We start from the raw sequence: 21,048 nt of genomic DNA, 5'->3' as shown, positions 1-21,048 counted from the left end.
GCAACAGGCGATATCCGGTTTCATCATTCGGTCACAAGAAACCGATTGTGGTCGTGAGCCGCCTGCATGACGGGCGGAGCGACCAGGGAACGGAAAGCAGGGAAGGACGGCATGGCCTCAGTCCAGATCGCCGATGTGCGCAAGGCCTACGGGTCGACGCAGGTCATTCACGGCGTCGATATCGACATCAACGACGGCGAGTTCGTCATCCTGGTCGGCCCCTCGGGCTGCGGGAAGTCGACGCTTTTGCGCATGATCGCCGGGCTCGAGAACATCTCGGGCGGCGAGATCAGGATCGGCCCGCGCGTGGTGAACGACGTTCCGCCGAAGGAGCGCGACATCGCCATGGTGTTCCAGAACTATGCGCTCTATCCGCATATGACGGTCGCTGACAACATGGCCTTCTCGATGAAGCTCCGGAAGGCGCCGAAGAGCGAGATCGACGAGCGCGTCAACAAGGCCGCGCAAATCCTGGGTCTCACCAAGCTGCTCGACCGCTATCCGCGCCAGCTTTCGGGCGGCCAGCGTCAGCGCGTCGCGATGGGCCGCGCCATCGTGCGCGATCCGCAGGTCTTCCTGTTCGACGAGCCGCTCTCCAATCTCGACGCCAAGCTGCGCGTGCAGATGCGCACCGAGATCAAGGAGCTGCACCAGCGCCTGAAGACCACCACGGTCTATGTCACGCACGACCAGATCGAGGCCATGACCATGGCCGACAAGATCGTCGTGATGCATGACGGCATCGTCGAGCAGATGGGCGCCCCGCTCGATCTCTACGACAACCCCGCCAATCTCTTCGTCGCGGCCTTCATCGGTTCGCCCTCGATGAACCTGCTCAAGGGCAAGATCGTCGGCAACGGCTTCGAGACCGAAGGCGGCACGGTCTGGCCGATCGGCAAGCATCCTGTCGGTTCGGACGGATTGTCCGCCGTGCTGGGCATCCGGCCCGAGCATATCCGGCTCGACCCCAACGGCCTGAAGGCCGAGGTGGCGGTCGTCGAGCCGATGGGCTCGGAGACGCAGGTCGTCGTCCGCTGCGGCGGGCAGGACCTGACCTGCATCTTCCGCGAGCGCATCTCGGCCAAGCCAGGCGAGACGATCGGCATCACGCCCGATACCAGCGTGACGCATCTGTTCGACGCCGCGACCGGCAAGCGTATCTAGAGCAGCATCGGCCGGGTTGCGCTGCGCCCCGGCCGAACCGCGCGTTCGTGGCGCGGAACTCTGAACCGGCTTTCCCGATCAGCCTCTTTCTCCCCCGATCGGGCCCGGCTCCAAGAAATTCGCCGCCCTGCGAGCCAGGGCGACGGATGATCGCTGTCAACGCCCATAAATCATGCAGGACGGTGGTCCCATGCAGGCCGCCGCCGCCCAACGGAGGAGACGGTTTCCATGAGCATTTCCAGAAGAGACGTATTGATCGGCGGCGCCGGCCTCGCGGCGGGCGCGACCCTGCCGCTCTCGTCGGCCATCGCGCAGGCCGATGTCGAGAAGGGCGCGACGCTGCGCGTTCTGCGCCCGACCAAATTCGTCGACCTCGACCAGCAGATCTTCGACGAGAACACCGCTGCCTTCACCAAGGCGACGGGCGTTCAGGTCAAGGTCGACTATGCCGGCTGGGAGGACCTGCGGCCGCAGACCGCTGTCACCGCCAATACCGGCGCCGGCCCCGATATCGTCGTCGGCTGGGCCGATGATCCGCACATCTTCTCGGACAAGCTGATCGACCTCACCGCGCTGGCCGAGGATCTCGGCAAGAAGAATGGCGGCTGGTACCCGATCGCCGAGAAATACGGCAAGAAGGACAAGACCAGCCAGTGGGTCTCGATCCCGATGGGCGCCTCCGGCGCGCCGGCGGTCTATCGCGAATCTCATGTCAAGGAAGCCGGCTTCGACGCCTTCCCGAAGGATCTCGACGGCTTCCTCAAGCTCTGCCGCAAGCTCAAGGAGCAGGGCCACCCGGCCGGCTTCGCGCTCGGCAACGCGGTCGGCGACGGCAATGCCTTCTGCAACTGGCTCGTCTGGACCCATGGCGGCCATATGGTCGACGAGAACAACAAGGTCACGATCAACTCCAAGGAGACGATCGAGGCGCTGAAATACGCCAAGGCGCTCTACGAGACCTTCATCCCGGGCACGCTGTCCTGGCTCGACATCAGCAACAACAAGGCGCTCTCGGCCGGTGAAATCTCGGTCACCCAGAACGGCGTGTCGCTCTACTTCTCGATCAAGAACTCGAAGGACGAGAAGACCGCTGCGATCGGCAAGGACCTGAACCATGCGATGATGCCGGTCGGGCCGCTCGGGCGTCCTTCGGAGCCGGCGCTGATCATCAACGCCATGGCGTTCAAGCACACCAAGTTCCCGAAAGCGGCGCTGGCCTATCTGCGCTTCATGATGGAGCGCGAGAACTACGACAAGTGGCTGACCGGCAGCTCCGGCTACTGGGCGCAGCCGCTCAAGGGCTATGCCGACAGCAAGGTCTGGTCGAGCGATCCCAAGATCCTGATCTATCGCGACACCTGGGAGCGCGCGCTCTGGAGCGGCTACAAGGGCTCGATCAACGAGGCCGCCGGTACCGTGAACGCCGAGTATGTGGTCGTCCAGATGGTGGCCTCGGTCTGCGCCGGCCAGGCGACGCCGGAGGAGGCCGCCAAGGAGGCCGAGCGCCGCGCCCGGCGCTACTATCGGACGTGATGCGCCGGTCGCGCTGACCCGGAGACATGCGGCTGCCGGCTCGTCCGGCGGCCGCTGCGAGATCGCATCGGATGATCGCGGGAGGCGGCCTTCGCCTTTCGCTCCGGTGCCACTGCCGACCTGAACGCGAGGGCGCCATGGCCGTAGCTGCCGCCGAATCGCGAACCGTCTATAACCTGCAGCAAAGCTGGCTGGTGCGACTGTTCGATAACAAGCCGTTCCTGATCTTCCTGTGCCTGCTGCCGGCGGCGGGCTTCCTGCTGGTCTTCCTCAGCTATCCGCTGGGCCTTGGCATCTGGCTCGCCTTCACCGATACGCGCATCGGCAGGCCCGGCATCTTCATCGGCTTCGAGAATTTCGAGTCGCTCTGGCATGATCGGGTGTTCATCACCTCGGTCTGGAATACGCTGCTCTATACGGGCGTGGCGACCTTCGGGAAGTTCGCGCTCGGCCTGTGGCTGGCGCTGCTGCTCAACAACCATCTGCCGTTCAAGTCGCTGCTCAGGGCGATCATCCTGATCCCCTGGATCGTGCCGACCGTGCTCTCGGCGATCGCCTTCTGGTGGATCTACGATCCGCAGTTCTCGATCATCTCCTATGTGCTCGTCGACGTACTCGGCTGGCGCGATACCTATATCGACTTTCTCGGCCAGCCCTGGTCGGCGCGGTTCTCGCTGATCGCGGCCAATATCTGGCGCGGCATTCCCTTCGTCGCGATCAGCCTGCTCGCCGGCCTGCAGACGATCTCGCCCTCGCTCTACGAGGCGGCGATGCTCGATGGCGCCAATTCCTGGCAGCGCTTCCGGCATGTCACGCTGCCGATGCTGATGCCGATCCTGGCGGTGGTGCTGACCTTCTCGGTGCTGTTCACCTTCACCGATTTCCAGCTGGTCTACGCGATCACCCGCGGCGGACCGGTCAACGCCACGCATTTGATGGCGACGCTCGCCTTCCAGCGCGGCATTCCCGGCGGCCAGCTCGGCGAGGGCGCGGCGATCGCGGTGGCGATGATCCCGTTCCTCGTGATGGCGACGCTGTTCAGCTATTACGGCCTGTCCCGGCGGAAGTGGCAGCAGGGGGAAGACAATGACTGACCAGACCCTCGCCACACGCCCGCAGCTCACCGACAAGGAACGCGAAGGCGTCATCGACTGGTCGTCCGGCCCGCGGCGCTTCATCACGCTCTATCTGCCGCTCTCGGTCTTCGTGCTCGTGCTGCTGTTCCCGTTCTACTGGATGGCGATCACGGCGATCAAACCGAACGGCGAACTGCTCGACTACAAGAACAACAACCCGTTCTGGGTGAAGTCGCCGACGCTGGAGAACATCAACAAGCTGCTGTTCCAGACCGACTATCCGCAATGGCTGTGGACCACGATGATGGTCGCGGCCGTGGCGACGGCGCTCTCGCTGTTCTCCAGCGTGCTCGCGGCCTATGCGATCCAGCGCCTGCGGTTCAGGGGTTCGCAATATGTCGGTCTGGCGATCTATCTCGCCTATCTCGTGCCGCCCTCGATCCTGTTCATCCCGCTGGCGACGCTGATCTTCCAGTTCGGCCTGTTCGACTCGCCGCTGGCGCTGATCCTGACCTATCCGACCTTCCTGATCCCGTTCTGCACCTGGCTCCTGATCGGCTATTTCAAGTCGATCCCCTACGAGCTCGAGGAATGCGCGATGATCGACGGGGCGACGCGGCTGCAGACCTTGTGGCGGATCACGCTGCCGCTCGCCATGCCCGGGTTGATCTCGGCCGGCATCTTCGCCTTCACCCTGTCCTGGAACGAGTTCATCTATGCGCTCGCCTTCATCCAGTCGGCGGAGAAGAAGACGGTTCCGGTCGCGGTGCTGACCCAGCTCGTCGAGGGCGACGTCTATCACTGGGGCTCGCTGATGGCGGGCGCGCTGCTCGGCTCGATCCCGGTGGCGATCCTCTATTCCTTCTTCGTCGACTACTACGTCGCGTCCATGACGGGTGCGGTGAAGGAGTAACCGGCCTAGCGTCGGGTTTCTTTGCGGGCATGGCGCGAGCTGTGCCCGCTTTCGTTCCGAGAGTGTCTGCCTCATGTCCGCTCAACCGATCTCCAGCATCGCCTTCGTCGGGCTCGGCGCCATGGGCGCGCCGATGGCCGAGAACCTCGTGAAGAAGCAATTCCGCGTCATCGGCTTCGACATGCGCGAGGCGGCGCGGGAAGCGCTCGTCGCGGCCGGCGGGCATGCCGCCGCGAGCGCGAAGGAGGCGGCTGAAGGCGCCGAGGCGCTGGTGCTGATGGTGGTCAATGCGGCGCAGGCGCGTTCGGTGCTGTTCGAGGCCGGGGCTCTCGATGTGCTGGCGCCGGGCGCGACCGTCATCCTGATGGCGACCTGCCCGCCGGGCGAGGCCGAGGCGATCGCGGCGGAGGTCACGAGGACCGGGCGGCACTTCATTGACGCGCCCGTTTCCGGCGGTGTGAACGGTGCGCGCAATGCGACGCTCACCATCATGGTCGGGGCGCCCAGCGACAGCTTCGCGCGGGCGAAGCCGGTGCTCGACGCGCTCGGCGACAAGGTCTTCCACGTCGGCGAGAAGGCGGGGCAGGGCGCGACGGTGAAGACCGTCAACCAGCTGCTCTGCGGCGTGCATATCGCGGTCGCGGCCGAGGCCCTGTCGCTGGCCGAGAAGGCCGGCATCGACGGGCGTCTGCTCTTCGAGATCATGGGCGGCTCCGCCGCCTCGTCCTGGATGCTCCGGGATCGCGGGCCGCGCATGCATGAGCCCGATCCGGTGGTGGCCAGCGCCGTCGATATCTTCGTCAAGGACCTGGGCATCGTGCTCGATGCGGGGCGAGCCGCGAAGACGGCGCTGCCGCTGGCCGCCGCGGCGCACCAGATGTTCCTGTCGGCGTCGGGCCTCGGCCATGGCGGGCGTGACGATTCGCAGGTCGTGCGGGCCTACCGGGCGCTCAACGCCAAGCCCGCGAACGATGCCTGACGCGGGCTCAGCGCCGCGGCGGGCAGGTCGTTCCGCGGATGTGGAGGGCCGGCGTCAGCAGCAGGCGCTGTATCGGGGCCGTGGGATCGGCGATGCGGTTCAGCAGGAACTCGGCCGATTTGGCGCCCATCTCGTTCTGGAAGTTGAAGATGGTGGTCAGCGCCGGGAACCACTGCGCCGCCTCCTTCACGTCGTCGCAGCCGACGATGGAGAAATCGCTGCCGGCCTCCAGCCCGCGATGGCGCAGGCCGAGCATGGCGCCGAAGGCGGCGAGGTCGTTCATGCAGGTGGCGGCGGTCGGCGGATCATGGGCGTCGAGCACCTTCTGGATGCCTTTCAGCCCGTTCTCGCGGGTGCCGTAATCGAAATGGACCAGCGCCGGGTCGAAGGGCAGGCCGTGGCGGGCGAGCGCGTCACGATAGCCGGCATAGCGGTTGCGGCCGGTCGAGATGCTCTCGTTGGCGCAGAGGAAGGCGATGCGGCGATGGCCGAGCCCGATCAGGTGCTCCATCGCGAGATTGGCGCCGTGGCGATCGTCGGCGCCGACGAAATCGAGATCGAGCTCGGGAATCTCGCGCGAAAGCTGGACGATCGGGATGCCGGCATCGATCAGGGGGCTGAGGCTTTCCGCCGAGCTGCCGCCGGCCGAGCACAGGACCATGCCGTCCGGCCGGTACTCGGCCAGCGTGCCGAGCACGCGCTGCTGCCGGTCGAGGTTCTCGGCATAGGTGCCGAGCAAGATCGAGCGGTCGTAGCGGCCGGCGGTTTCCTCGATCGCCGCGAGCAGTTCGGCGAAATAGGGATTGGTGATGTCGTGGAAGCCGACGCCGATGATGTTGGTGCGGTCGGTGCGCAGCGAGGCGGCGCTGCGGTTGTAGCTGTAGCCCATCTCGCGGGCGATCTCGCGCACGCGGTTGCGCGTCGCTTCCGCCACGAGCTGCGAACCGCGCAAGGCCAGCGACACCGTCGCGGTCGAGACCGAGAGGCGCTCGGCGATGACCTGGAGGGTCACGCGGGCGCGGCCGGCTGGCGGCGGGCTGTTGGGCTGGCGGGGCCCGGGCGGGTCGCTGGCGGTCATGACTCGTCCACACTGAGCGCGGGCCTGAAGGCCGGCTTCCGGTCCGGCCATTTCGCCGACTTCCGGCTCCATCTCAACCATATCAGCGGGAGAATTTGAAGATGACTGCAACCAAAGAGTCCGTGGGTTTCATCGGCGTCGGCCTGATGGGGCAGGGCATGGCCCGCAATCTCCTCGAGAAAGACTTCCCGCTGACCGTAATGGGACACCGCAATCGCAAGCCGGTGGAGGAGCTGGTCGCGGTCGGTGCGACCGAGGCGAAGACGGCGAAGGAGCTGGCGGCGCGCTCCGGTATCATCTTCCTGTGCGTGACCGGTTCGCCCCAGGTCGAGGCGGTGCTGAGAGGCGAGAACGGCATCATCGCGGGGGCGAAGCCGGGCACGGTGATCGTCGATTGCTCGACCTCCGACCCGACGGTGACGGTGAAGCTTGCGGCCGAGCTGGAGGCGAAAGGGCTGCACCTTGCCGACGCCCCGCTCGGCGGCACGCCGGCGCAGGCCGCGCTCGGCCAGCTCTCGGCGATGGTCGGCGCCTCGCCGGAGGTCTTCGCCCGGATCAAGCCCGCCTGCGAGGCCTGGGCGCAGAAGATCGTCCATCTCGGTCCCGTCGGCGACGGCCACAAGATGAAGCTGATCAACAATTTCCTGTCGCTGGGCTATGCCGCGATCTATGCGGAGGCGCTGACGCTCGGCCAGAAGATCGGCATCACGCCGCAGACCTTCGACAGCGTCATTCGCGGCAGCCGCATGGATTGCGGCTTCTACCAGACCTTCATGAAATACGTGCTGGAGCGCGACCGCGACGCCCACAAGTTCACGCTGACCAATGCGCTGAAGGACGTGCGCTATCTGGAGAGCGTGGCCAATGATGCGGGCGTGGCCAACCCGATCGGCAATGCCGTGAAGAACAGCTATGCCGCCGCCGTCGCCAGCGGCAAGGGCGATGACTACGTGCCGATGCTCTCGGACTGGATCGCCGGGCTGAACGGCACCTCGCTCGCCGGCAAGGGCTGAGCGGCGCTGCTCAGGGCTGGGCCAGCAGTCGGGAGAGGCCGTTCGAAAGTCCCGTGCTGGAAACGGGGGCAGGCAGGGCGAGGTCGCCCTCCTGCGGCTTCGGCCGGGGCTGGTCGAGTTCGGCCAGCAGCATGCGGATGCCGGCTTCGGCCGAGCAGATCACGGGCACGTCGACATGTGGCTGGACGCGGGGCGCGAGACCGGCGAGCCCGGCACCGCCGAGGATGACAGCGCCTGCGCCGTCACGCCGGGCGACCCGGTTGCAGGCCTCTGCCAGCATGGCGATCGAGCCGTCGGGGTCGCGGGCGATATCGGCACCGGTGGGCGCGACGGTCTCGACGGCGGCGAGGCGCTTGCCCAGCCCGATCGAGCCGACGAATTCATGCAGCATCGGACCCCAGCGTTCGCCGCCGGTGACGATGGCGAAGCGCTCGGCCTTTTCCGCGGCGTAGCGGCTGCTGGCCTCGGCCATGCCGATCACCGGGATGCGCGCCATCTCCTTGAGGGCGAGCAGGCCGGGGTCGCCGAAGCAGGCGAGATAGACGCCGTCGCAATCCTGACCATGCTCGGCGAAGGCTTCGAGCGCGGCATGCGCGGCGATGATGCTGGCGCTGCGGCTGGCGATATATTCCGCCCCGAAGCGACCCGTCACCGGCACGAGTTCGGCCTGCGCCGGCAGATAGGGCTGGACCACGCGGGTCACCAGCGCCGTCATCTCCGGCATGGTGTTGGGGTTGAGCAGGAGAATGCGCAAGCGAGGCCTCACAATCCGTAATCCAGCCGCGCGGCATCGCCGATCGTCCGATCGGGCAATGGCCTAGTAGCGGCTGTCAGGAGCGAACGGTGTCTCATCGGTTTGAAATCAACAGCAGATGGGCCGTTCGGCTCGCAAGCGGAGGAATGGAGAAACAGTGCTTCCATTCCGGCACGGCCGGCACTTGTTCGCACTGCCCGGCGTTCTCGCATTCCGCTGCGCCGACAGCAAGGGCGTGATGAGGGTGCCGGCACGGCACTGCGATCAGCGCGGCGGGCTTGGCGCCTGTTTCGTGATCGCGCAGGGCGTCCGGCTGAAGCGGATCGGCGGCTTCGTCGTGACGAGGCGCCCTTCCTCGGGATGATCGACAGTCGCGAAGAAGCCGGTTGCCTTCAGATGGGGGTCGTCCAGCAGGTCGTCGAGCGTGTTGATCGCGGAGCAGGGGACATCGATCCGGTCGAGGATCGCCAGCCATTCGGCGGACGGGCGCTGCAGCAGGCATTCCGCCAGCCTCTCGTAGAGCGTGTCGATCATCGCGGCGCGCGCCGCGCCGTCACTGAGCGCCGGTTCCATCGCCCAATCCTCGCGGCCAGCGGCCTGGAAGAGCGCGCGCCAATGTGCTGCCGTATAGGGCATCGCCGCGATGAAACCGTCCGCGGTGCGATAGGGCCTGCGGTTGCGGGACAGAACGCGCGAATAGCCGCTGGAGCCGAGCGCGGGCTCGAAGCTCAGCCCGCCGAGATGCTCGACGGCGAGGAAGGAGACCATCGCCTCGAACATCGGGACCTCGATCGCTTGGCCTTCGCCCGACACCGCCCGGTGATAAAGCGCGGCATTGATCGCGCCGACGGCGAAGAGAGCGGTCGTCTTGTCGGCGACGATGGTGGGGGCATAGGCCGGCGCATCGCCGCTGCGCTCGGCCAGCGCGGCCCAGCCGGAGGCGGCCTGGATGACATCGTCATAGGCCGGGCGGTCGCGATAGGGCCCGTCCTGGCCGAAGCCGACGATGGCGCAGTAGATCAGGCGCGGATGGCCGGCGAGCAACGTCTCCGGGTCGAGCCCGTAACGGCGGGCGGCCTCCATGCGCATGTTGTGGATGAAGATGTCGGAATCGGCGATGAGCGCGCGCAGGCGGGCAAGGTCCTCGGCCGATTTCATGTCGAGCGCGATGCTGCGCTTGTTGCGGTTGCAGTTGAGGAAGGCCGCGCCCATGCCGGGCGAACGAGCGGGGCCGGGGGCGCGCATGATGTCGCCGCCCGGAGGCTCGACCTTGAGGACATCGGCGCCCATGTCGCCCAGCGTCTGCGTCGCGTAGGGGCCGGCGATGACCGTGGTCAGGTCGACGATCTTGATCCCGTCCAGTGGTCCAGGCATGGCGTGTGCGAATCTCCGTTCGAGCCGCAGTGAAGCTGCCATCGATCGGTGGCGCAACGCCTCTAACGGTAGGGCACCCCCCGAGATCGGCGGCGGACGAAGGATCTTCTCCGAAAGCGGATTCAAACGATTCTGCTCTGTCGACAAGTTGGATGTTGCGTGCATATCATGCAGCCGTCTGGAGCCGGGTGTGCGCCGGCAAGCATGTTCGGAGGCGGGAATGACGATGCTGCATTTCAAGAACTTCGCTTTGCTCGAACCCGGTTTCGGTGAGCTCCGACAGGGCTACGAGCTCGTCGTCGAGGGCGACACGATCCGCGAGCTTTCCGACAAGCCGCTGAAGCTGGCCAAGGCCGATGTGATCGATTGCGGCGGCCGCACGCTGATGCCGGGCCTGATCGACAGCCATGTCCATGTCTTCCTGTCCGAGGTCTATATCCGGACGATGGAGAGCATGCCGCTGACGTTGATGACGGCGCGCGCCGTGCGCCTGATGAAGGGCATGCTCGATCGCGGCTTCACCAGCGTGCGCGATACCGGCGGCGCCGACTGGGGCATCAAGGAGGCGGTCGAGAAGGGCGATGTCGCGGGGCCGCGCCTGTTCATCGCCGGCGCTGCCATCGGCCCGACCGGCGGCCATAGCGACCCGCGCCGGCGCACCGATTTCGGCGCGCGTTGCCATTGCTGCAACGCCATGGCCTATACGATGAACGTCTCCGACGGCGTCTCCTCGGTGCGCAAGTCGGTGCGCGAGCAGATGCGGCTCGGCGCGGACCATATCAAGATCATGATGTCGGGCGGCGTCGCCAGCCCCTACGACCCGCTCGATTCGATGCAGTTCAGCGTCGACGAGGTGAAGGCCGCGGTCGAGGAGGCGAAGGCCTTCGGCCGTTATGTCTGCGCCCATGCCTATACGCCGGAGGCGATCACCCGGGCCGCGCAATGCGGCGTGCGCGCGATCGAGCACGGCAACCTGATCGACGAGGCCTCGGCCAAGCTGATGGCGGAGAACAACATGTTCCTGACCGCCAATCTCGTCGCCTATTACGCGATGAAGGAGAGGGCGGCCGAGTTCGGCATGACCGGCGACATGCTGGCCAAGAACGACCTCGTCATCGACGGCGGCCTGCGCTCCCTCGAAATCTGCAAGCGCGCCGGCGTGCCCGTCGCCTATGGCTCGGACCTGCTCGGCCAGTTGCAGAGCGAGCAGTCGCGCGAGTTCTTGCTGCGTCGCGAGGTGCTCTCGCCGCTGGAAATCATCCGCTCGGCGACCACGGTCGGTGCCCAGATCCTGCGCATGGAAGGCAAGCTCGGCACGGTTCAGACCGGCGCCTTCGCGGACCTGATCCTCGTCGACGGGGACCCGCTCAAGGACCTCGCGCTGTTCCAGGAGCAGGGCAAGCACCTGGCGGCGATCATGAAGGGCGGCGCCTTCCACAAGAACACGCTGCACTGAAACCTGCCCAAGCGCCGGCCAGCCGATGACGGAAAAGCGGGCTTCACTGTTTGTAACTGGCGTCGCAAACTGTCTGACAAAAGAGGGGACGGTTTTGGTTTTCACAGCGGACAGCAAGCGGCAGGCTGCCGGAGCGGCCTGCCATCGGGAAAACGCCGGGTGAGCGCCGGTTCGCAGCGCTTCGGGCGCTATGCGCTGAATGGTGCGGCCGCGCTCTCGCTCGGCTTCATCCTGCTGCCGCTGATCTTCGTGACCTGGCTCGCCTTCTTCCGGCAGGAGATTCCGTCTTTCCCGCCGGAAGGCTACTCGCTGAAATGGTTCGCCGCGGCGGCCAACAACAAGCCCTTCATCGACGGCTTCATGCTGAGCCTCCAGGTCGCCGTCGCGTCGACGCTGATCGGCCTCCTCCTCGGCGTGCCGGCGAGCCTTGCGCTGGTACGCCATCGCATTCCGCTCGGACCGGGCGTCAGCACGCTCTTGCTGTTGCCGCTGGTGATGCCGGGCATCGTGCTGGGCACCGCGACCTATGTCTTCCAGATCGAGGTCGAGATCGCCACGCAATTGCCGGTGATGGGCTCGCTCGCCGGCCTCATCGCCGCGCATACGCTCGTCGTCATCCCCTGGGTGGTGCGGCTGGTGACGGCGAGCCTCGCCGGCTTCGACCGCTCGATCGAGGAAGCCGCGCAGAATCTTGGCGCCGGCCCGGTCACGACCTTCTGGCGGGTGATGCTGCCGAGCATCCGGCCCGGCATCGTCGCGGCTTCGCTGTTCGGCTTCGTGACCTCGTTCGGCAATCTCGAGATGAGCCTGTTCCTGGTCGGGCCGGGGCGGACGACGCTGCCGATCGCGATCCTCCAGTATCTCGAATGGAAGATCGACCCGACGGTGGCCGCGGCCTCCCTCATCCAGATCGTCCTGATCTGCGTCGCGATGATCGTGACCGATCGCTATGTCAAACTGAGCCGGGTGGTGTGAACGGATGGCGCGGCTCTCTATCTCGCATCTGAAGAAGACCTATGGCGCGCTGACGGTCGTCGACGATGTCGACATCACCGTCGCCGATGGCGAGTTCCTCGTGCTGCTTGGCCCCTCCGGCTGCGGCAAGACCACGACCTTGCGCATGGTTGCCGGCTTCATCGCGCCGAGTTCCGGGGCGATCACCATCGGCGAGCAGGACGTCACCAACCTGCCGCCGTGGAAACGCCATTGCGGACTGGTCTTCCAGAGCTATGCGCTGTTCCCGCATATGACCGTGGCGCAGAACGTCGCCTTCGGGCTGGAAATGCACAAGGTACCGCAGGCCGAGCGCGGCCCGCGCGTCGCCGAGGCGCTCAGGCTCGTGCGGCTCGGCGGCTTCGACGAGCGCTATCCGCGCCAGCTTTCCGGTGGCCAGCAGCAGCGCGTCGCACTGGCCCGCGCGCTGGCGATGGAGCCCAAGGTGCTGCTGCTCGACGAGCCGCTCTCCAATCTCGACGCCAAGCTCAGGCTCGAAGTCCGGATCGAGATCCGCGAATTGCAGCAGAAGCTCGGCCTGACCACGATCATGGTGACCCATGATCAGGAAGAGGCGCTGACAATGGCGGACCGCCTCGTCGTCATGGAAAAGGGGCAGGTGCGCCAGATCGGGACCCAGCGCGAGCTCTACGAGAAGCCGGCCGACCGCTTCGTCGCCGGCTTCATCGGGCGCAGCGCCTTCATCGAGGGGCAGGTCATGGGGCAGGGCCGCTTCCGCACGGCCGGTGGGCTCGATATCGCCTGCACGGCCGCTGAGGCGGCAGGACCGGCAACGCTGGCGCTCCGGCCCGAGCGGATCGCCGTCGGCGCCGAGGCGGAGGGGCTGGCCAACCGCTTCCCGGCACGGATCGAGCATGCCTCCTATCTCGGCGCGCTGCTCGATGTGCAGGTCGCGCTCAACGAGCAGGACCGCATGATCCTGCAGATTCCGAACCGGGTGGGGCTCGCCGAGCCGCAGCCGGGCGAAACCATCACGATAGGCTGGGCCGAAAGCGCCGGGCTCGTCTATCCGCAAGGAGCCTGAAGGCTCATTCGGCGTCCAAAAACGAGGGGATTACCATGGCTTCATTCGACAGGCGGGACCTTTTGAAAGGCGCGGGCGCGGCGGCGCTCGCCACCGCGACCGGCATGCCGGCCTTCGCCCAATCCGGCGGGCGCGTCGTCGTCGGTACCTGGGGCGGCGACTATGCGCGGCTCCTGACCAAGAACATCGAGGACCCGATCCTCAAGCCCAAGGGACTCGAAGTGGTCCAGGATCAGGCCGGTGACGCGCCACGCCGCGCCAAGATGGTCGCCGAACGCCGCCTGCCGCGCGGCACGGTCGACATCCAGGGCCTGTCGGCCGCCAACATGTACGAGATGAACGAAGCCGGCGTGCTCGAGCAGATCGACTATTCCAAGCTGCCCAACGCCAAGAACCTGCTGCCGACGATGAAGTACCCCTATGGCATGGGGCACATCTATTCGGGCAACGTCGTCATCTACAATCCCAAGATCATCTCGCCGGCGCCGAAGGGTTTCAAGGACTGGCTCGACCCGAAATGGGGCTCGAAGATCGGCTTCATCGACATCCAGTACCAGTCGATCTTCATCGCGGCCTCGATGGCTGCGACCGACGGCAAGGACATGAACGACATCGAGAAGGCCAAGGAAGTCCTGCTCGCGGTCAAGAAGGCCGGGGCGCGCGTCTACCCGACCAACGAGGCCTTCGCCCAGGCGATGAAGAACGAGGAAGTCGGCATCAGCGCGATCTGGAAGGCGCGTGTCGTGCAGTGGCAGAACGCCGGCATTCCCTGCGAGGCGGTTTCGCCGATCGAGGGCATTCCGACCTATGTCTCGGGCTTCGTGATCCAGAAGAACGCGCCGAACAAGGACAATGCCTACGCCTATATGGACGCGATGCTGGCCAAGGCGCCGCAGGAGGCCTTCGCCGTCGACATGGGCTATAACGGCACGGTCACCGGCCTCAATGTCGATCCGGCGCTGCACAAGCGCATCGGCTTCACGCCCGAGGAAGAGAAGACGCTCAGGGATCTCGACTACGCCTTCCTCGCCAAGAACGACGCGGCGATGAAGGAATGGTGGGACAAGGTCTTCAAGGGCTGATGCCCCCTTTGTCATTCCGGGGCGCTCCGCAGGAGCGAACCCGGAACCCACGACTGGGCGAGACCTGGATTTTCGGCAACCGCGATCGCTCGCCCGGTCGTGGGTTCCGGGTTCATGCCTTCGGCATGCCCCGGAATGACAGGAGTTGGTTATGAGTGTTTCCGCTCCCGAAGCCGTCGCCGGCGCTCGCACCAGACTCGCCGGCCTGCTCGTCGTGCCGGCGACGCTCTTCGTCGCGCTCATGCTGATCGGGCCGCTCGCGATCCTGTTCCGCTATTCGCTCAACAAGTTCGTGCCCGGCCAGTTCATGGTCGATGCGCTGGTGATCGAGAACTACGTCAAGTTCTTCACCGACGCCTATTACCTCAACGTGCTCGCCCGCACGGTCCGCGTCGCGGTGATCTGCACGCTGGCCTGCCTGATCATGGGCTTCCCGCTCGCCTATGTGCTGGCGCGCACGCAAAGCCGCTTCAAGAACCTGATGGTCATCGCGGTGGTACTGCCGCTCTTCGTCGGCAACGCGGTGCGCGCCGCCGGCTGGATGACGCTGTTCGGCAGCAAGGGTGCGTTCAACGCCTCGCTGATGGGGCTTGGCCTGATCGATCAGCCGCTGGAGATCATGTATACCGAGAATGCGGTGCTGATCGGCATCATCGCGGTCAACCTGCCCTTCATGGTGCTGACGCTGCAGAGCGTGATCGAGGGCATCCCGCGCAATGTCGAGGAGGCCGCCTTCAGTCTTGGCGCCGGCCCCGCGGCCATGTTCCGCCGCGTGCTCTGGCCGCTGGCGCTGCCCGGCATCCTTGCCGGCACGATCCTGACCTTCATCCTGGCGATGAACGCCTATGCCACGCCGGTGCTGCTGGGCGGGCCGAAATTCCAGATGATGGGGCCGCTGGTCTATGGCCAATTCGCGCAGCAGAACAACTGGCCCTTCGGCGGCGCGATCTCGTTCATCCTGATGACCGCGACGATCCTGCTCACCATGATCGCCCATCTCACCGTGCAGCGGCGCTATCGCTGAGACGGGTTGTCCATGTGAGCCCTCATCCTGAGGAGCCGCGTTAGCGGCGTCTCGAAGGATGCTTCAGCTATCTCCGGAATCTACTGGAGCATCCTTCGAGACGCAGCTTTTCAGCTGCTCCTCAGGATGAGGGCTTGGGGCAACGAAACCGCCCCCGGCTTGGTGGCCGGAGGCGGGTTCCTCGTTGGCTTGGGCTTCACTCGGCAGCCTGCAGGACCGGCTGCTCGATATCGTGCCGGGCGAGCGGGCGGTTGCCCGCGAGCTTCCGCATCAGCACGTAGAAGACCGGCGTCAGGAAGATGCCGAAGGCGGTGACGCCGATCATGCCGGCGAAGACCGCGATGCCCATCGCCTGCCGCATTTCGGCGCCGGCCCCGGTCGAGATCACCAGCGGCACCACGCCCATGACGAAGGCGAGCGAGGTCATCAGGATCGGACGCAGGCGCAGACGGCTGGCCTCGATCGCGGCCTCGACCGGCGTCCTGCCCTCGAATTCGAGTTCTCGCGCGAATTCGACGATCAGGATGGCGTTCTTGGCGGATAGTCCGACCAACACCACGAGGCCGATCTGGGTGAAGACGTTGTTGTCTCCGCCCGAAAGCCAGACGCCGGTCAGTGCCGCCAGCAGGCCCATCGGGATGATCAGCAGGATCGCGATCGGCAGGGTCATGCTCTCGTACTGGGCGGCCAGCACAAGGAAGACCAGCAGGATCGCCACCGGGAACACGATCACCGCCGAGTTGCCGGCCAGGATCTCCTGATAGGTCAGCTCGGTCCATTCGAAGGCGAAGCCCTTGGGCAGCGTCTCCTTCGCGATGCGCTCCACCGCCTCCTGCGCCTGTCCCGAGGAGAAGCCCGGAGCCGCGCCGGCATTGATGTCGGCCGAGAGGAAGCCGTTATAGCGCATGGCGCGTTCCGGACCGGAATCGGTGCGCACGTTCAGCACGGCGCTGAGCGGGATCATCTCGCCGGAGGTCGAGCGCACCTTGAGCTGGCCGATATGCTCCGGCTGGGCGCGGAAGGGCGCATCGGCCTGGACGCGCACGGTGTAGGTGCGGCCGAAGCGGTTGAAGTCGTTGACATAGGTCGAGCCGAGATAGGTCTGCAGCGTGTCGAAGACCTCGGTCACGGGCACGCCGAGCTGGCGGGCCTTGGTGCGGTCGATATCGGCATAGAGCTGCGGAACGTTGACCTGGAAGCTCGAGAACATGCCGGCGATCTCCGGCGCCTGCGCGGCCTTGCCCATGAAGGCCTTGGTCGCCTCGTCCAGCGCCGCGTAGCCAAGCCCGGCGCGATCCTCGATCTGCAGCTTGAAGCCGCCGATCGTGCCGAGGCCCTGCACGGGCGGCGGCGGGAACATCGCGATGAAGGCCTCCTTGACGCCCGAGAACTCCTTGTTGAGCTGCATCGCGATGGCGTTGCCGCTCAAGGACGGGTCCTTGCGCTGATCGAAGGGCTTCAGGCCGACGAAGACGATGCCGGAATTCGACGAATTGGTGAAACCGTTGATCGAGAGGCCGGGGAAGGAGATGGCGTTCTCGACGCCCGGATGCTTCAGCGCGATCTCGTCCATGCGGCGGATGACGTCCTCCGTGCGGTCGAGAGTCGCGGCATCAGGCAATTGGGCGAAGCCGACGAGATATTGCTTGTCCTGCCCGGGGACGAAGCCCGAGGGCACCGCCTTGAACAGTACGCCGGTCGCACCGAGCAGCACGACATAGACCGCGAGCATCACCGCGCGATGCGAGATCACCCGGCGCACGCCGCCGCCATAGGCCTCGGACGAGCGGTTGAAGAAGCGGTTGAAGGCGCGGAAGAACCAGCCGAACAGCTTGTCCATGAAGCGGGTCAGCGCGTCCTTGGGAGCGTGATGGCCCTTGAGCAGGAGCGCGGCGAGCGCCGGCGACAGCGTCAGCGAGTTGATCGCCGAGATCACGGTCGAGATCGCGATGGTCAGCGCGAACTGGCGGTAGAACTGCCCGGTCAGGCCCGAGATGAAGGCGAGCGGCACGAAGACCGCGACCAGCACCAGCGCGATCGCGATGATCGGACCGGAGACCTCGCGCATCGCCTTGTAGGTCGCCTCGCGCGGCGAGAGGCCGCTCTCGATATTGCGCTCGACATTCTCGACCACGACGATCGCGTCGTCGACGACGATGCCGATCGCGAGCACCAGCCCGAACAGGCTCAGCGCATTGATCGAGAAGCCCAGGAGATACATCACCGCGAAGGTGCCGACGACCGAGACCGGCACCGCGACCAGCGGGATGATCGAGGCGCGCCATGTCTGCAGGAAGACGATGACGACGAGCACGACGAGCGCCACCGCCTCCAGCAACGTGGAGATGACGGCCTTGATCGAGGCGCGCACGAACTGGGTGGTGTCGTAGACGATCGAGTAGTCCACGCCCTCGGGCATGTTCTGCTTGATCTCGCGCATGGTCTCCTGGACGCGGTCGGCGATCGCGATGGCGTTCGAGCCCGGCGCCTGGAAGACCGGCACGGCGACGGCCGACTTGCCGTTGAGCAGCGAGCGCAAAGCATAGTCGGCGGCGCCCAGTTCTATGCGTGAGATGTCCTTCAAGCGTACGACCGCGCCGTCCGCCGCGGTCTTGACGATGATCTCGCCGAACTGCTCCTCGGTCTGGAGGCGGCCCTGCGCGTTCACCGAAAGCTGCAGGTCGAGGCCGGGCGCATTCGGCGAGGCGCCGATGACGCCGGCCGCGGCCTGGACGTTCTGGGCGCGGATCTCGCGCACGACGTCGCCGGGCGACAGCCCGTGCTCGGCGACCTTCTGCGGGTCGAGCCAGACGCGCATCGAGTAGTCGCCGGAGCCGAAGAGCTGGACCTGGCCGACGCCGTCGATGCGGGCGAGCCGGTCCTTGACGTTGAGCACCGCGTAATTGCGCAGATAGGTCATGTCGTAGCGGCCGTTCGGCGAGGTGATGTGCACCACCATCGTCAGGTCCGGCGAACTCTTGACCGTGGTGACGCCGAGCCGGCGCACCTCCTCGGGCAGGCGTGGCTCGGCCTGGCTGACCCGGTTCTGGACCAGCTGCTGGGCCTTGTCCGGGTCGGTGCCGAGGCGGAACGTGACGTTCAGCGTCATGACGCCGTCCGTCGTCGCCTGGCTCGACATGTAGAGCATGCCTTCGACGCCGTTGATCTGCTCTTCGATCGGCGTCGCCACCGTCTCGGCGATCACGCGCGGGCTCGCGCCCGGATATTGCGCCCGCACGACGACCGTCGGCGGGACGACCTCCGGGTATTCGGAGATCGGCAGGGCCCTGATCGAGAGCAACCCTGCCAGGAAGATGAGCACGGAGAGGACCGCCGCGAAGATCGGCCGGTCGATGAAGAATTTCGAGAGGTTCATGGTGTGCCCCCTTTCGAGCGGCTTATTGGACCTGCGGCCACGGACCCGTCCTTGCGGCATCCGTGGCGGGTCATGTCGGTCAGCGTTGCGCGAGTTCGGTCGCGGGCTTCTTCAGTTCGCTCTTCTCGGCCATCGGCACCGGCTCGGGCGCGACGGTCGCGCCGGGGCGGACGCGCTGGAGGCCGTTGACGACGATGCGCTCGCCGGGCTTCAGGCCGGCATTGACGACGCGCAGGCCGTCATGGGCGGCGCCGAGCGAGACCTCGCGCCAGGCCGCCTTGGCGTCGTCGCCGACGACGAAGACGAACTTCTTGTTCTGGTCGGTGCCGACGGCGCGCTCGTTGATGACGAGCTGCTGCTCGGCCCTGGCCTGGCCGAGCTGGACCCGGACGAACTGGCCGGGCATCAGCTTGCCGTCGGGATTGTCGAGCCGGGCGCGTACGCGCACCGTGCCGCTGGCGCCGTCGATGCCGTTATCGACGAAATGCAGCTTGCCGGTGAACTGCGCGGCCTGCGCCGTCGCGGTGGTGAGCCTGACGGGGATCTGCTCCAGTGCCCGCGAGCCGTCCGGCAGCGAGGCGAGCGCGTCGAGCACGCTGCGCTCGTCGGCGTTGAAGGCGGCATAGATCGGATCGACCGAGAGCAGCGAGGTCAGGACCTGCCCCCCGGCCGCGATCAGGTTGCCGACGGTGACGTCGAGCCGGCCGATGCGGCCGCTGATCGGGGCGCGGATCTGGGTGTAGTCGAGGTTGAGCTGCGCCGTACGCCGTGCGGCCTCGGCGGCCTGGAGATTGGCCTGCGCCTCCCGCAGATTGTTGACGCGGGTGTCGACGTCGCGCTGAGAGAGATTGCGGGTCGCCAGCAATTGCTGGCCGCGTTCGTTCTCGCTTTCGGCGAGCGCGACGCGCGCTTTTGCGCCCTGCACCTGCGCCTCGGCGCGCTGGAGATCGGCGAGATAGGGCGCCTGGTCGATGCTGACGAGCAGGTCGCCCTGCTTCACGAGGTTGCCCTCGCGGAAATGCACGGCCTCGACGACGCCGGCAACGCGCGAGCGCAGTTCGACGCGCTCGATCGCTTCCAGCCGGCCGGAGAATTCGGCCCAGGGCACGACCTCGCGCGCCTCGACGGTCGCGACGGAGACGGGGACGGCCGGCGGCGCCGCAGGGGCGGTGTCGCCCTGCGCGCGGGTGCCAGACAATGCGAAGACCGTGATGGCGGTCAGCGCGACGGAGGCGGTGAGGCCGGCCAAAAGGCCGCGACGGTTCGTTCCCGGAATCATGGGGTCGGTCCTTCCTTGGAAATGCTTGGGGTGTTCGAAAGCGTAAGGGCGCTAGGAGGGCGCGGTCCGTTCATAGAAAGCGGCGATCTCGCCGCAGCTCTTGCAGAGACAGGAGCCTTCCTCCGCCGCGTCCGCATAGGCCTGCGGCCAGCGCGTCGGCGCGGTGAACTCGACATGGCGGACGGCGATGCCGGCCTGGCCGAGACGATCGGCATATTGTGCGGCTTCGTCGCGCATCGGATCGTCCTGCCCGCTGATCAGCAGCGCCGGCGGCAGGCCGGCGAGGCGGGTCGCCTGAAGTGGGGCGGCGTAAGGGTGCGCGGCGCGCTCGGGCGTGCCGAGGTAATCGGCCCAGCCATCGGCCCAGCGGCAGCCGACCGGGCCGGCCTGCGCGCCGCGCAATGAAGCGGTACCGAGGCAGGCGTCGAGCATCGGCGAGAACAGGATCTGGCCGGCCAGCGCCGGGCCGCCGCGATCGCGCGCCATCATGGCGAGTGCCGCGGCGAGATTGCCGCCGGCTTCCTCGCCGGCGATGTAGAGCGGCGCGCCGCGCGTCGCCCAGCGATTGCGGCCCCTGGCAAGAGCCTCGAGCGCTGCATAGATGCGCTCCAGCGTCTCGGGGAAACGCTGGACCGGCGCGAGCGGATAGGCGAGCGAGAACACGACGGCGCCGGCCTCGGTCAGGGCCGTGGCGACGGCCTGCCCCTCGGCAGGCGAGCCGCTGTTGAAGTGGCCGCCATGCAGGTGCAGCACGAGCCCGGCATTCTCCGGGACCTCGGCGGGAACGTAGAGGCGGCCGGTGAAGGTCTCCCCACGGGCGCTCAGGGTTTCCTCCCGCCAGAAGACGGAGAGGACCGGTTGCAGTTTCTGCGCGGCGATCGCGGGCATGGCTCACCCTCGCTGTTGCGT

At 66.5% G+C, this 21,048-nt stretch carries 17 protein-coding genes; 11 read left to right on the top strand and 6 right to left on the bottom strand.

Annotated features, from left to right (window positions below):
* Positions 1-111: 111 nt before the first annotated feature.
* From WFK61_RS05460 to WFK61_RS05440, 5 genes are all read left to right on the top strand, one after another.
* Positions 112-1,164 (top strand): ABC transporter ATP-binding protein, encoded by a 1,053-nt coding sequence (locus WFK61_RS05460; protein WP_336810532.1) that lies wholly within the window; start codon positions 112-114, stop codon positions 1,162-1,164.
* A gap of 228 nt (positions 1,165-1,392) precedes the next feature.
* Complete coding sequence (locus WFK61_RS05455) at positions 1,393-2,697, top strand: ABC transporter substrate-binding protein (protein WP_336810531.1); 1,305 nt, start codon at positions 1,393-1,395, stop codon at positions 2,695-2,697.
* Between the two features lie 137 nt (positions 2,698-2,834).
* A complete protein-coding gene (locus tag WFK61_RS05450) occupies positions 2,835-3,791 on the top strand; it encodes a carbohydrate ABC transporter permease (RefSeq protein ID WP_336810530.1) in 957 nt (318 codons plus the stop codon).
* On the top strand, positions 3,784-4,686 hold the full coding sequence (locus tag WFK61_RS05445) for a carbohydrate ABC transporter permease (protein WP_336810529.1): 903 nt from the start codon (positions 3,784-3,786) through the stop codon (positions 4,684-4,686). Before WFK61_RS05450 ends, WFK61_RS05445 begins: the two co-directional genes overlap by 8 nt.
* A 73-nt stretch (positions 4,687-4,759) precedes the next feature.
* Complete coding sequence (locus WFK61_RS05440) at positions 4,760-5,665, top strand: NAD(P)-dependent oxidoreductase (protein WP_336810528.1); 906 nt, start codon at positions 4,760-4,762, stop codon at positions 5,663-5,665.
* Positions 5,666-5,672: 7 nt separating this feature from the next.
* Here WFK61_RS05440 and WFK61_RS05435 read toward each other — a convergent pair whose 3' ends face one another.
* Entirely contained in the window at positions 5,673-6,743 is a 1,071-nt protein-coding gene (locus WFK61_RS05435) for a LacI family DNA-binding transcriptional regulator (protein ID WP_336810527.1), read from the bottom strand.
* 101 nt (positions 6,744-6,844) lie between these two features.
* Here WFK61_RS05435 and WFK61_RS05430 point away from each other — a divergent pair, with 101 nt between their 5' ends.
* Complete coding sequence (locus WFK61_RS05430; RefSeq protein ID WP_336810526.1) at positions 6,845-7,756, top strand: NAD(P)-dependent oxidoreductase; 912 nt, start codon at positions 6,845-6,847, stop codon at positions 7,754-7,756.
* Positions 7,757-7,766: 10 nt separating this feature from the next.
* On the opposite strand, the gene WFK61_RS05425 is transcribed toward WFK61_RS05430, so the two are convergent.
* Positions 7,767-8,510, bottom strand: a complete 744-nt coding sequence (locus tag WFK61_RS05425; protein WP_336810525.1) for an aspartate/glutamate racemase family protein — start codon at positions 8,508-8,510, stop codon at positions 7,767-7,769.
* Positions 8,511-8,774: 264 nt separating this feature from the next.
* On the bottom strand, positions 8,775-9,884 hold the full coding sequence (locus tag WFK61_RS05420) for a CaiB/BaiF CoA transferase family protein (RefSeq protein ID WP_336810524.1): 1,110 nt from the start codon (positions 9,882-9,884) through the stop codon (positions 8,775-8,777).
* Positions 9,885-10,104: 220 nt separating this feature from the next.
* Between WFK61_RS05420 and WFK61_RS05415 the strand changes: the two genes are divergently transcribed.
* The 5 genes from WFK61_RS05415 to WFK61_RS05395 all read left to right on the top strand — a co-directional run bounded on the left by WFK61_RS05415 (position 10,105) and on the right by WFK61_RS05395 (position 15,484).
* The gene (locus WFK61_RS05415; RefSeq protein ID WP_336810523.1) at positions 10,105-11,340 is read left to right on the top strand and encodes a metal-dependent hydrolase family protein; all 1,236 of its coding nucleotides are present in this window, start codon (positions 10,105-10,107) and stop codon (positions 11,338-11,340) included.
* A gap of 159 nt (positions 11,341-11,499) precedes the next feature.
* Positions 11,500-12,315 (top strand): ABC transporter permease, encoded by an 816-nt coding sequence (locus WFK61_RS05410; RefSeq protein ID WP_336810522.1) that lies wholly within the window; start codon positions 11,500-11,502, stop codon positions 12,313-12,315.
* Between the two features lie 4 nt (positions 12,316-12,319).
* Positions 12,320-13,378 carry an ABC transporter ATP-binding protein gene (locus tag WFK61_RS05405; protein WP_336810521.1) on the top strand — a complete coding sequence of 353 codons (1,059 nt, stop codon included), beginning with the start codon at positions 12,320-12,322 and terminating at the stop codon, positions 13,376-13,378.
* Positions 13,379-13,413: 35 nt separating this feature from the next.
* Positions 13,414-14,460 (top strand): ABC transporter substrate-binding protein, encoded by a 1,047-nt coding sequence (locus WFK61_RS05400; RefSeq protein WP_336810520.1) that lies wholly within the window; start codon positions 13,414-13,416, stop codon positions 14,458-14,460.
* A 151-nt stretch (positions 14,461-14,611) separates the two neighbouring features.
* Complete coding sequence (locus WFK61_RS05395) at positions 14,612-15,484, top strand: ABC transporter permease (RefSeq protein WP_336810519.1); 873 nt, start codon at positions 14,612-14,614, stop codon at positions 15,482-15,484.
* A 196-nt stretch (positions 15,485-15,680) separates the two neighbouring features.
* Here the strand turns inward: WFK61_RS05395 and WFK61_RS05390 are convergent, their stop codons facing one another.
* The 3 genes from WFK61_RS05390 to WFK61_RS05380 form a co-directional block, all read right to left on the bottom strand.
* Positions 15,681-18,860: an efflux RND transporter permease subunit gene (locus tag WFK61_RS05390; RefSeq protein WP_336810518.1), complete on the bottom strand. Its 3,180-nt coding sequence runs from the start codon at positions 18,858-18,860 to the stop codon at positions 15,681-15,683.
* A 79-nt stretch (positions 18,861-18,939) separates the two neighbouring features.
* Positions 18,940-20,139, bottom strand: coding sequence for an efflux RND transporter periplasmic adaptor subunit (locus tag WFK61_RS05385; RefSeq protein WP_336810517.1), 1,200 nt, complete (start codon positions 20,137-20,139; stop codon positions 18,940-18,942).
* 51 nt (positions 20,140-20,190) lie between these two features.
* Positions 20,191-21,027 (bottom strand): alpha/beta hydrolase fold domain-containing protein, encoded by an 837-nt coding sequence (locus WFK61_RS05380; RefSeq protein ID WP_336810516.1) that lies wholly within the window; start codon positions 21,025-21,027, stop codon positions 20,191-20,193.
* Positions 21,028-21,048 lie beyond the last annotated feature (21 nt).

This window comes from Allobosea sp. MMO-172 (assembly GCF_037147855.1).
Taxonomy (GTDB): Bacteria; Pseudomonadota; Alphaproteobacteria; order Rhizobiales; family Beijerinckiaceae; genus Allobosea.
This window is presented reverse-complemented; position numbering and strand designations above follow the sequence as displayed.